General features: G+C 70.9%; 8 protein-coding genes. 2 read left to right on the top strand and 6 right to left on the bottom strand.

Going from position 1 to position 12394, the window contains the following annotated elements; all coding sequences use genetic code 11:
* Window positions 1-95: 95 nt before the first annotated feature.
* Both ACFC0D_RS21790 and ACFC0D_RS21785 read right to left on the bottom strand, forming a co-directional pair.
* Window positions 96-3476, bottom strand: coding sequence for a CARDB domain-containing protein (locus ACFC0D_RS21790; RefSeq protein WP_376438287.1), 3381 nt, complete (start codon window positions 3474-3476; stop codon window positions 96-98).
* 291 nt (window positions 3477-3767) lie between these two features.
* Window positions 3768-4778: a LacI family DNA-binding transcriptional regulator gene (locus tag ACFC0D_RS21785; protein WP_376438284.1), complete on the bottom strand. Its 1011-nt coding sequence runs from the start codon at window positions 4776-4778 to the stop codon at window positions 3768-3770.
* A 550-nt stretch (window positions 4779-5328) separates the two neighbouring features.
* Here ACFC0D_RS21785 and ACFC0D_RS21780 point away from each other — a divergent pair.
* Window positions 5329-5775 (top strand): SAM-dependent methyltransferase, encoded by a 447-nt coding sequence (locus tag ACFC0D_RS21780; protein WP_376438374.1) that lies wholly within the window; start codon window positions 5329-5331, stop codon window positions 5773-5775.
* A 74-nt stretch (window positions 5776-5849) separates the two neighbouring features.
* Entirely contained in the window at window positions 5850-6422 is a 573-nt protein-coding gene (locus ACFC0D_RS21775; RefSeq protein ID WP_376438281.1) for an antibiotic biosynthesis monooxygenase, read from the top strand.
* An 83-nt stretch (window positions 6423-6505) separates the two neighbouring features.
* On the opposite strand, the gene ACFC0D_RS21770 is transcribed toward ACFC0D_RS21775, so the two are convergent.
* From ACFC0D_RS21770 to ACFC0D_RS21755, 4 genes are read right to left on the bottom strand one after another with little or no spacing between them, the layout of a single operon-like run.
* On the bottom strand, window positions 6506-7426 hold the full coding sequence (locus tag ACFC0D_RS21770; protein WP_376438278.1) for an immunity 49 family protein: 921 nt from the start codon (window positions 7424-7426) through the stop codon (window positions 6506-6508).
* A 46-nt stretch (window positions 7427-7472) separates the two neighbouring features.
* Complete coding sequence (locus ACFC0D_RS21765; RefSeq protein ID WP_376438275.1) at window positions 7473-8666, bottom strand: Gfo/Idh/MocA family protein; 1194 nt, start codon at window positions 8664-8666, stop codon at window positions 7473-7475.
* A 25-nt stretch (window positions 8667-8691) separates the two neighbouring features.
* On the bottom strand, window positions 8692-10938 hold the full coding sequence (locus tag ACFC0D_RS21760; RefSeq protein WP_376438272.1) for a right-handed parallel beta-helix repeat-containing protein: 2247 nt from the start codon (window positions 10936-10938) through the stop codon (window positions 8692-8694).
* Entirely contained in the window at window positions 10938-12389 is a 1452-nt protein-coding gene (locus ACFC0D_RS21755; RefSeq protein ID WP_376438269.1) for a M1 family metallopeptidase, read from the bottom strand. The genes ACFC0D_RS21760 and ACFC0D_RS21755 overlap by 1 nt, the downstream gene beginning before the upstream one ends.
* Between the last annotated feature and the right edge of the window lie 5 nt (window positions 12390-12394).

The following is a 12394-nucleotide window of genomic DNA, read 5'->3' as shown; positions in this document are numbered from 1 at the left end:
GTTGGGCGGAGATCACGGCGCACGAACGAGGCCGCCGCATCCCGTGCGAACGGGATGCGCCGGCCTCGCTGCTGCCTACCGGTGCTGCGGGACCGTCATCCGGCCGCCCCGTGGACGACGAACGGCGACCCGGGTTCGACCAGGACGTCACCCTCCGCCGATCCGGTGATGGTCACGTTCGTGAGCGTGGCGCTCCCCCGCGCCCCTCCCTGGGCGAGGATTCCGGAGCCGTTGACGGACCCGTCGATACGGACGTCCTTGATCTGGACCCCCGGCAACGCGCCGCCACCGCCCTTGAACTGGATGCCGTCGTACGTCGAGTCGTGGATCTCGGTGTCGCGGATCGTCACGCCCGGGATGTCCTGGGCCGCCGCGAACAGGGTGATGGCTCCGAACTCCTGCGCCTCTCCCCAGAAGGCGCCGCCGGTGCGGTGGAGAGCGTTGTTGGCGATCAGCGTCTGCCCGGAGAAGGGCAGCGGGTCATGGTCGGTCGCCAACATGATCCCCGGGTAGTTCATGGTGTCCGAGATGACGTTGTTCTCGATTGTGTTTCCGTGGCCGCCGTAGACGGCGATGCCGTTGGCCCGCCACGGCAGCTGAATGACGTTGTTGCGGAAGTGGTTGTCGTGGCCGATGTCCACCGACGGGTCCTTGACGTAGCGGCTGGCCCAGACGGCCAGCGCGTCGTCACCGGTGTTGCGGAAGGACGAGTTCGAGACGGTCGAATTACGGGTTCCGTTCGCGAAGTTGATGCCGTCGGCGTAGGTGTTGCGGATGCGCATCCCGGTGAACTCCAGGCCGTCGCCGGGACCCCACAGCTCGGGGATGTTCGAGTAGTCGCGACCGGCCCAGACGCCGACGTTCGCGTGCTCGATCCAGACGTTGCTGATCCGGGTGCCCTGGCCGAACCGCCCGTTGAGCCCCACACCACCCTCGGCGTTCCCGTCCCCGCCCCGGATCGTGCCGGATCCGAAGATCGCAATGTCGGAGATCTGTGTGTTGTGGTCGATGTCGAAGCCGAAGTTGCCCTCGTGCGGATGGTTGATGCCGCCTGCCTGGTGGGGCGGAGTGAGGGTGTACAGCTGCGAGTGCCACATGCCCGCGCCGCGGATGGTGACGTCGCGGATGCCCACCTGATTGAACTCGCCCCGGTTGAGCGGGTCGTCGGTGAGGATCTTCTGCTCCTGTCGCCACTGGCCCGCCGGGATCCAGACGCAGCCGATCTCGCCCTTCTGATCGGCCGTGACGGCGCGCTGGAGGGCGTCCGTGTCGTCGATGCCGTCGTTGGGCACGGCTCCGTAGGCGGTGATCGAGGTGCATCCGGCCGGCTGGGCCGCGGGCGGGGCCACCTGCTCCAGGTCGATCAGGTCGAGGACGTAGAAGGCCGCCGTGTCACCGGCGTCCCGCTGGAGCCGGAAGGTGGTGCCCACCGGGTACGTCCGTGGCAGCAGTGCGTGAGACTCGTCGAACAGGCGGCGGGCGTCGGCCTGGGGGGAGTTGGTCAGCCCTTCGGGGCTGTCGGTGGTGCCGTACAGCCAGCTGTGCTTGGAGGAGAGCGTCAGCTTCCGCTCGAAGGCGCCGTCGACGTAGAGGCTGATGGTGGCCTCCCTGCCGCCTCCACCGGGCGCGTCCGGGATCGAGTTCCGTACGACGAGGGAGTTGGCCGCGTTGGCAGAGGTGAACTCCACGTACTGGCCGGTGGAGTCGAGCCGTACCGACTGCCGTCCTGAGGACTCCGAGGCGAAGTTGGTGTGACCGAAGGTGCGCTTCCGGTCGGCGGTCAGGAGGGTGCCCTGGTATCGGCCGCTCTCCGCCTCGTACTCGGTGTACGGGACGGCGGCGCCGCGCCCGACGACGATCGAGCGCGCGAAGACGTTGTTGTTCTCGTCGGTCTCGGAGACCGTGCCCGTGGCGTCGGCCGTCGCGGTCAGCGTGGCCGCTCCGTTCGCGGCCGTCCACCTGCCCGCGAGGGCGACGGTGGCCGTCTGCCCCGCCGCGATCGCCCCCGTGGCGCCGTCGAGCGTGGCGCCCCCGACGGCCAGGCGTGTCACCGTGCCGGCCGCGACGCCGGTGGTACCTCGGTTCCGCACGGTCACGGTGAAGCCGACGGACGCGCCGGCGGCCGGGGCCGCGGGGTCGGCGGTGATACCCGTGACCAGCAGGTCCGGTCCCGGGCTCTGGCCCACGGCCAGCTTCGTCGACGCGGTCCGGCTGTTGTTGCTGTCGTCCTGCTCGACGACGGCGTCGGTCGGGTCGACGACCGCCGAGACGGTGTACGTGCCCATCGGGCGCTTGCCCACCGCGACCGGGACGGTCGCGGAGGCCCCGGCAGCGAGAGCGGGGGCAGGGGCCGAGCCCGCCACTGTGCCTTCGAGGCTGACGTTCACCGTACTGGCGGGCGAGGACGCGGTCCCGGCGTTGCGTACGGTGGCGTTCACCGTCACCGCGTCCGTCTCGGACGGAGCGGACGGCGCCCAGGTCAGATCGGTGACGGTGAGGTCCGGGTTCGGCGCCGCGGCGCCCACGACCTGGAGTTCGGCGACCTGGCCCCCGGGGGCACCGGTGTTGGAGAAGAAGGTGAGCCGGATGTCCGCGTGGCGGCCGGTCACCGGGATGGTGACGGTGTTCTGCCCGGCCGAGGGAGTGAAGGTGTGGTCGGCGCGCTCCTTGAGCACGGTGAAGCCGGAGGCCGACTGCTCACGCCCGAGCACCTGGAGTGCCTGGGTGCGCGGACCCCACACCTGGGCGGGGTTCAGTTTCACCACGACGGCGGTGACATCGGCGTTGGCGCCGAGCTTCACCGTCAGACTCGACGGGAACCCCGCCGACTCCCAGTAGGTGGCGACGTTGTCGTCGTTGGCGTTGGCCGCGACGTAGTTCTGCGTCGTCGAGGTCGCCTCGATGGGCTTGCCGCGCGCCAGGTTCGTACCGTCGGCAGGCGGATCGACGGGGCCCTGGCCACCTTCTCCGTACACCTCCAGTTCGGACAACTGGGCCGCGTTCCAACGGGAGTTGGTGCTCACCTGGACCCGTACGTAGCGCACCGTCGCGGCGGAGACGTCGATGGTCACCGTGTTCGCCAGGCTCGGGTCGAAAGTCCTTGCGGCCGCACCGGCGAGGGCGCCGAAGGTGCCGCCGTCGTCGCTGCCGAGCACACCGAGGTTCTGGACGCGCCCCTCCCAGGTGGTGGGAAGCTTCAACGTGACCCGGTCGACGCGGGTCGCGCCGCCCAGATCGACCTGGACCCATTGCGGGAACGAGCCCGCGGGGCCTTCCCAGTACGACTGTTGGCTGCCGTCGGTGACGTTGCCGGCCGGGTAGGCGCCGTGGGCGCCACCGGCCGTCGCGGTCCTGCCGAGAGCCAGATTGGGCCCCTCCGCCGCTCGGGCGACGGCGACGGGCAGCAGCCCGACGCACATCAGGCCCGCCATCACCGCGCCGGCGACGAGCCGGCGGACGTGGTGTTTCCCTCTCATGATGGCCTCTTGTTCCGTGATCCGAAGCTCGGACGATGACAAGAACGCTCGCCAGGTACCTGACATGTTTCTGGCGAGAAGGAAGCGCCGCAGACATCAAGCTTTTGAGTAACTCGGTTGATTCTTTGCGGCGCCAAGCCGACAGGTTTCTACCGGGCCATCACTTTGTCAACGGCCACGGCAGCGGGCGGGGTTGTGCGGGCGTCTGCTCGGGCGCAGCGGAACGGCCCGGCTGCCCGCGTGAAGCGGGAGCCGGGCCGGGGTTCTCGGGACGACCGGGATCCGGAGTCGTTACCCGACGGGCGCCTGGGCGGTCGAGCCGCGGACGACCAGCTCGGGCTCGAAGAGGAGCTCGCCCGGGTGGGTGTGGGTGCCCTGGATCTGGGCGCACAGCAGCTCGACCGCGGCCCGCCCCATCGCCTCGATGGGCTGGCGGACGGTCGAGAGGGGAGGCTCGGTGCAGTTCATGAAGGCGGAGTCGTCGAAACCGACGACCGAGACGTCCGTGGGGACCACCAGCCCGCGCCGGCGGGCGGCCCGGATGGCGCCGAGCGCCAGCGGGTCGCTCGCGCACACGATCCCGGTCACCCCGCGCTCCAGGAGGCGCGCGGCGGCCGCCTGTCCGCCCTCGAGGGAGAACATCGTCCGCTCGACGAACCTCTCCGGCAGCTCCCCGCCCGCGGCCTTCGCCGCGAGCCGGGCGGCCTCCAGCTTGCGGCGCGACGGCACATGGTCGCCGGGGCCGAGGACCAGGCCGATCCGCTCGTGCCCGAGCGAGGCGAGATGGCGCCAGGCCTGTTCGACGGCGACGGCGTCGTCACAGGAGACGCAGGGGAAGTCCAGTCCCTCGATCGGGGCGTTGATGAGGACGACCGGCACGTTCCGCTCGGCGAGTTGCCGGTAGTGGTCGTGCGCCGCGTCGGCCTGGGCGAAAAGCCCGCCGGCGAAGACCATCCCGGAGACCTGCTGTTGCAGCAGAAGCTCCACGTAGTCGGCCTCCGAGACACCGCCCTTGGTCTGTGTGCACAGCACCGGCGTCAGCCCCTGCTGCGCCAGCGCTCCGCCGATCGCCTCCGCGAAGGCCGGGAAGATCGGGTTCTGCAGCTCCGGCAGCACCAGACCCACCAGACGCGCCCGCTCACCCCGCAGTTGCGTGGGGCGCTCGTACCCGAGGACGTCCAGAGCCGTCAGGACGGACTGCCGAGTCGCCTCGGAGACACCGGGCTTGCCGTTGAGAACACGGCTGACCGTGGCCTCGCTGACCCCCACCTTCTTGGCCACCTGAGCAAGTCGTCGCGTCATGCGCGCAAGACTAGCGCAAGCACCGCAAGCGAATTGCGTCCTCGTCGCAAGGAGAATTGTCTACGGATGCGATTCCCGCCGATCTTGCACCGCCGCGGCCCGGAGAGACGTAACCTCGCCAGGCGTGTGATCAGCGCGCGCTGCCGTACCCCTCCGGAAAGGCCGTCCCATGCCTGTGATCGCCCTCCTGTCTCCCGAGCCGAGCCCCGGTCGGGCCGCCCTGGAAGGCATCGCCGCCGCGGTCGCCACCGATCTCGGCCTGCCGGACGGCCACTGCCGGGTGACCTGGCAGCAGGTCGGTCCCGATGCCGCCACGGGCCGGCGGCCGGCATGGCAGGGCTGCGCACCGCACTCGCCCGTGGGCTTCGTCAGCTGCGAGGAGTCCTGCACCCCGGACGTCGTCGAGCGGCTGCTGCGGTCGCTGCGCGACGAGTTGAGCCGACTGCTGGGCGTCCCCGGAGACGACGTGCCGCTCTCCGTGCACCGGGCCGATGCGGGCGATGCGCCGGTCGACGGCGCGCTCGGGGCCTCACCTTCCGAGGTCGTCTCCCTGCCGGTGGGGCGGGTCGTCGGCGGCCGTGGCGAGGTGTACGACGACGCCTGGGGCGAGGTGTCCGCCGTCATCCGCCTGGACGGGGACCGGTTCACCCCCGACGCGCTCGCCGGGCTCGACGCCTTCTCGCACATCGAGGTCGTGTACCACTTCGACCGTGTACCGCCCCAGAAGATCGAGACCGGCGCTCGCCACCCGCGGGGCAACACCGACTGGCCGCTGGTCGGCATCTTCGCCCAGCGCGGCAAGAACCGTCCCAACCGGCTCGGCGTCTCACGCTGCCGACTGGTCAGGACCGATGGACTCGACATCCATGTGACGGGCCTCGACGCGGTCGACGGGACGCCCGTCCTCGACATCAAGCCCTACATGGCCGAGTTCGGCCCGATCGGCGATGTGAGCCAGCCTGCGTGGACCACGGAGATCATGCGCCGGTACTACTGAGGGCGGCGGCCCGAGGAGGGGCGGGGGCGCCGCGTAGAGTGGGCGCGGGCGCGGCGTGATCATGAGGAGTACGAGTGACCGCTGTGAGTCTGGAGCACGCCGCCGTCCCCGCCGACACCGGCGAGGTGACGCTGCTGATAGCCCGCCGGGTGGAGCCCGGGTACGAAGCCGCGTTCGAGAAATGGGCGCAGGGCATCCTCGCCAGTGCGGCCACCTTTCCCGGCCATCTCGGCTACGGGCTCTTCCGCTCCTCCGGAGGCGACGCCCCCTGGTTCCTCGTCCATCGCTTCCGTGACGCGGCGGCCTGCCGGGAGTGGCAGGAGTCACCGGAGCGGGCGGCGTGGTTCGCGGACTGCGAGGGGCACCACCACACCGAGATCGCCCGGCGGCGACTGACCGGCATGGAGACGTGGTTCGCCAAGCCGGGCTCGACCAGACCCGCGCCGCCACGATGGAAGATGGCGATCAGCGCGACCCTGGCGATCTACCCGATCTCCGTCCTCGGCGGCTATTTCCTCGTACCCCACCTGACCGCGCTGCCCCTCCTCCTCAGCAGCGCGGTCATGGCGTGCGTGTTCAACGTCCTGATGACGTACGTGGCGATGCCGGCCGTGAGCCGACTCCTGCGCGGCTGGCTCGGGCGGTAGGCCCCGGCTCCCGGCCGTCGGCCGCCACGCCGACTTCGAACCGGACGTCGGAACGGAGGTCGGCCCGTACGTCGGCCCGGCCGTCAGACGCCGACGCTCGGAGCGCCCTCCGGGGCACGCAGCAGGGCTTCCGGCAGATAGCCGGACGTGACACCCAGGTCCCACCCGTGCACCTGAACGGCCAGTGCGGCCAGCGCGATCGCACCGACCGGCAGCAGGCTGCGCGGGGCGGCGTCGGCCTCCACACTCTCGCGGTGCCGGACGAGACGGTCGGCCAGGGCTTCTTCGAAGGCCGGCTGGTCGTCCTCCAGGAGCACACGCAGGAGTTGCTGGTCGGGCGAGAGCACATCGACGGCGTCGAGGCGGCGCACCGCCCCGGCGCGCTCCTCGGCCTCCGGCATGCAGAGCGTCACGGACGGCCAGTCCCGGGGCAGGTGCCCGCGCGACGGGGTCAGGTAGCCGCACAGGGCGTCCATCTCCGCCAGGTCCGCCGGCTCCGATCGCGACTCCAGCCGGGAGTACGGCACGCCGTCACGGATCGCGGGCGCGTAGTCCTCCCGCAGCAGCAGTCCGATCACCCGCTCCCGTTCGCGTACGACACCGCTGACCAGGCAGAGCCCGAACGCGTCCAGCCAGGTCCGCGCGGTGGGCACCTGGTCGACGCCGTGCCCGAAGCTGAACTCGTCGCTGCTCAGCGTCTCGCCCACGAGCGGGAAGGAGATCTCCCAGTCCCCGTCGGGGAAGGCCCCGAGTTCCAGCACCCCGAACGCGCACGCCGCCGAGGTCAGCAAGGCCCTGCGCGAGGGCGCGGAGCCGAGCGCGGGTTCCTCCAGGGTGCGAGCGGCTACGTGGTCGAGCAGCTCGTCGCCCATCTCCCGCAGCGCCTGCAGGGACAGTCTGTTGTAGCGCAGCCCGTGCCAATGCCCGAACGCCCGCCCGCCGATGTCCTCCAGCGCTTGGACGATCCGCTGCTCGTCGACCTCGTGACGTGTCACTTCCCGCACGGCTGTCGCCCTTCCTTGATCCGTTCGACCGGCGAACGGAACGCTATCAAGGGCGCTGTCCGCGCTCGAAGTAGGCGACGAGTTCAGGGTCGAGGGCCGGGACTTCGCGGGGTGTGCCGCCGTCGCGCAGCGACTCGGTGGCACGGACGCCCGCGGCGACGGCCATGCGGGCGGCGACCGGTGAGGTGTCGGTGCGGCCGCCCTCGCGGACGAAGCGCAGGAACTCGTCGATGAGCAGGGGGTCGGCGCCTCCATGTCCGGCGTTGTCCTCGGCGTCCGGCACGGCGTATGCGGCGTCGGCCTCCGGACGGTAGGTCGAGCGGCGGGAGTTCCAGACCTTCACCACTCCCCCGGGTCCGTCGCCGAAGTTCTCCAGACGTCCGGCGTCGCCGATGACGGTGTAGTTGCGCCAGTAGTCGGGGGTGAAGTGGCACTGCTGGTAGGCGGCCAACACCCCGTTGTCGAGGCGCATGTTGACCATCGACACGTCCTCGACGTCGATCACCGGGTTGAGGGCGCGCTGGGTGTGCGGGGGCCAGTGGCCGTCGGCCGTGTACCAGTCGTCCGCCTTGGGCTCGCCCGGCGCGCGGCGGTGCGGGTTGTCGCCGTAGACCATCAGGTCGCCGAGGGCCTGCACCTGGCGCGTCCAGCCGCCGGCGAGCCAGTGCAGGACGTCGATGTCGTGCGCGGCCTTCTGCAGCAACAGCCCGGTGGTGTTGCGTCGTTCGGCGTGCCAGTCCTTGAAGTACCAGTCGCCTCCGTAGCCCACGAAGTGCCGTACCCATACGGTCTTGACCTCGCCGATCTCGCCGCGCGCGATGATGTCGCGCATCAGACGGACGACCGGCATGTGGCGCATGTTGTGGCCGACGTACAGCCGTGTCCCGGTCTCGCGGGCGGTCCGCAGGATCTCGTCGCACCGCTCGATGGCGATGTCGAGGGGCTTCTCGACGAAGACGGGTTTGCCGGCCTTCAGGGCTTCGCAGGTGACGTCGGCGTGGGTGTGGTCGGGGGTGAGGACGAGGACCGCGTCGATGTCGGGGTCGGCGAGCACCTCCCGGTGGTCGTCGGTCACCCGCGCGCCGGGGAAGGCGAGCGCCCCCTCCGTCCGCGCCGTGGCGTCGTGGTCGGCGAGCGCGGTGATTCGGGAGCCCGCGCCCGGCCGGTGGGCGGTGCGGGCGAGGGTGCCGCGCAGTCCGTAGCCGAGGACGCCGAGACGCAGATCGGAGGGGGTGGGCATGGGAGCTGCCTTCCTGTGAAGAGGCCTACGGGTGGATCAGGACATGGGCCAGGGCCACGCGTCCGGTGCCGCTGAGCTTGATCCTCACGTATCGGGCCTCTCTGTCGGTGTCCAGAAGGGTGGGTCGGAGCGCCTTGCCGGTGACGTGGAGCGTCGTGGCGTCGGAGAAGTCCGCCGTGGTGGCCACCTGGACGTCGAAGTCGGCCGTGGTCATCGAGGTGTTGTTCCAGACCTCGATCTGTCCGACGTGACGGGTGTCGCCGAGGTCCACCTGCCACCATGCGCCGGGTTCGGCGAGGGTGCGGGTGTCGGTGGTGGTGTCGCCGTCCGTGGCGTGGTCCGCGGTCGCCGTGCCGTCGGTGGACGACTGGGTGGCCGTGCCCGCCCGGGCCAGGTCGGGGCGGAGCTGTTCGACCGGGCCACGTCCTCCGGCGCCCGCGGTCGCGGCGACGTGCAGCGCCTCTGCGGGCAGTCGGTCGAGCCCGGTGCGGTTGGCGGTCATGGTCGAGCCGGTGCCCGTGAGGGCGGGGGCGGCGGTGTCGGTCCAGTTGCCGGTGGCGTGGTTGTCGATGCCGTAGTCGGCCCAGTTGGAGACCCACTTGTAGCCCACGCGGGTGAGCACGTTGCGGGTGACGGTGATGTGGCTGGACTGTTCGTCGAGGTAGATGCCGTTGCCGTCGCGCTCGGTGTTGCCGTACGCGCTGCGGTTGATGTAGTTGCCGGAGATCACGGTGCCGGGCTGGGCGCCCTGGGTGTAGACGGCGCCGCCGTCGTGCTGGTCGTACGCGACACGCATGACGTTGGTGATCCGGTTGTTCGTGACGCGGTTGTCGCGCAGCACGGAAGTCCGGGCTTCGGGCTGGTTCCAGCCCCAGCCGACGGAGATGCCGGAGTACGGCAGGTCGTCGAGGGTGTTGTGGTCGATGACGGTCTCGGCCTCGTACCCGGCCCAGATGCCGACGGCGTCGGTGTATTCCACTCCCGTGCGTCGGATCGTGTTGTACGACACGGTGTTGCGGGCCCCCGCGAGCTCGGCGGCCGGCATGGGTTCCGTGTCACCGATGTAGACGGCTCCGGAGGAGAGGTCGGTGAACCGGGAGCGGGTGAGGGTGGAGTCCTGGGTGCCCTGCTCGAAGACCACGCCGGCGCCGCCGAGACGGGTGAACGCCACGTGGTCGACGACCACCTGCCGTCCGCCCCGGACGGTGAGCGCGGCGGCGGGCTTGGTGTAGTAGCGACCCGCGTGGTCGGTGGGCCCGGTGGCACCCGTCAGGGTGAGTCCCGCCTGCATCCCCGCGTACCCCTCGTCCGTGGAGGGCTGCAGATAGGCGGCGTACGCGAAGCCGATGCCCGTCACCCGGAGATCGTGCGCGCCGTCGAGGACGAGCAGGTTCTCGGTGACCGGGCTGACGGTCTCGGCGCGGCGCATATTCTCGCCCCGGCGCGGCAGGTAGGTGACGGTGCGCGCGGCCGAGTCCCAGACGAATTCGCCCGGTTGGTCGAGCAGTTCCCGGGCGTTCTCGAAGAAGGAGACCTTCGTGTAGCGGGACGAGTCGACGGTGGTCGTGTCCCAGGCCGGCCCGGTGCGGTCGGTGCCGGAGGCCGAGTTGGTCCAGCAGGGCTGTGCGAACGTCATCACGTCGCCGCTGACGGCAGTGATCCGGCAGTGGTAGTTGCGCCACCGGACCCGGATGACGGCCTCCGCGTCGGTGGGGCGCGCCCAGTCGGCGATGCCGGTGGCCCGCGCGCCGGTCATACCGGCCTTGGTGGCGTCGCACACGGGGGCGGCGCAGGAGTCGCCGCGCGCCCGGACGGCCCGTACGCCGTCGACGAAGAGCTGGCGCGGGGTGACACCGTCGGGGGCCTTGGCGGTCCAGGTGCCGTCCACGTTCTCGGACCAGCCGGTGAGCGCCCGGCCGCCGGAGAGTACGGGGTCGGCCCCGGGGGCGGCCGTCCAGGTGACGGTGTGTCCGCCACGTCCGGAGTCGGCCGCGCCGAGCTCCTGTGGCTTGCTCAACGTGTAGGTGCCGTCGGCCAGTTCGACGCGTACATCGCGTCCGTGGACCGTGCGGGCGGCGTCACGGGCGCCGTCGAGGGAGCAGGGCCGGCCGGGGCTGCAGGTCGAGCCGGAGCCGTCGGGGGCGGCGTGGAGGACGCGGGGTGCCGGCCCGGCCGCGGTGGCCGGGGCGGCCTGCGCGGCCGGGGCGCCGGAGAGAAGGGCGGCCGTCGTGGCGAGTGCCAGGACCAGGCGGGTGCCGTTCATGGTCGGCATCAGCTCCAGTCGGGGTGGCCGGGCATGGCCGGGTTGTCCAGGCCGAACAGCCACTCCTCCAGGAAGGGGCGCAGCGTGGGGTCGTGCGTGACGCGCACCGCGTTGTCGATGAAGTCCTGGGAGTCGGCGTTGCCGTGCCGGTGCTTGATCAGCCAGGACTTCATGATCGCGTCGAATTCCTCCTGGCCGACCCGCTGGTGCAGGGCGTAGAGGACGACGGCGGCACCGTCGTAGATGTTGAATCCGCCGAGCGCGGTGGGCAGCCCGGGCGGACCGTCGCTCTTGCGCACGGCGTCGAGCTTCCCGTACGCCGTGCGCATCTTGGCCTCCATGGAGGCGGTGCCCTGCTGGTCGGCCCAGAGGGCGGCGTAGTAGACGGCCGGCCCCTCGTTCAGCCAGGCGCTCTGCCAGGTGCGGGGCGTGACCGAGTCGCCGAACCACTGGTGGGTCAGCTCGTGGATCATGACGTTCGTGTACGTCGTCGAGGTGCTCGCGTTCTTGAACCAGCCGGGCCCGAAGAGCGAGAGGGTCTGGTTCTCCAGGGCGTCGGAGTACCCGTCGCGGACGATCTGCATCCCGTACGTGTCGAAGGGGTAGCGGACGCCGAGGGTCTGCTCCAGCCAGGCGATCTGGCCGCCGGTCTGCTCGACGATCGGCCGGTAGGTGGCGACCTGGTCGTCGGGGACGTAGTGGCGCAGCCGCACACCGTGCGGTCCGCGCCCGGTCAGCAGGGTCTGCTTCTCCACGGAGATGCCGAGGAGTTCGGAGGCCATGGGGGCGTCGAGGCGGAAGTCGAAGGTGGTCTTCCCGTCGCCGGCCGGACGGATGCCGGTAGCCGTGCCGTTGGCGGCGGGCGTCCATCCGTCGGGCGCGGTGAGGTGGAAGGTCCAGCTCGCCTTGTCCATGGGGGTGTCGTTGACGGGGGCGAAGGTGTCGGCGCGGGACGACTGAGCCGCGGAGGCGAAGCCGCCGTCGCTCATGTAGCGCCAGCCGGGTGCGCCGATCGGCTTGGTCTTCCCGTTGCCGTGGTAGGTCACGGCGACCTCGAAGGGGCGGTGGTCGCGCAGCCCGCCGGCCGGGGTGACGGTGAGTTCCTGGCCGCTCTTGCCGAGCGAGACGGCCCAGGCGGCGTCCTCGCCGTTCACCTTCACCTCGTCGATGGCGAGGGAGTCGACGTCGAGGTTGAAGGAGGAGAGGTCCTGGGTGGCCTTCGCGCGGATCTTCATGGTGCCGGTGAAGTCGTAGGTCACCGGGGTGAAGTCGAACGACAGGTCGTAGTGCTGGACGTCGTAGCCGCCGTTGCCGAGGGTCGGGAAGAGCGGGTCGCCGACGCCGTCGGAGCCGGGCTTCGGGTCGAAGCCGTGGGCGCGGGCGGGGGTGCCGAGCAGCGGCAGGGCGATCACCGCGGCGACGGCGGCGATGCCCGCCTTCGTGAGGAGCGTACGTCTCATGGTGG

It is taken from the genome of Streptomyces sp. NPDC056222 (assembly GCF_042264065.1).
In the GTDB taxonomy this organism is placed as follows: Bacteria; Actinomycetota; Actinomycetes; order Streptomycetales; family Streptomycetaceae; genus Streptomyces.
Note: the sequence above shows the minus strand (reverse complement) of the source record. Positions and strands in the feature narration are given on the sequence as shown.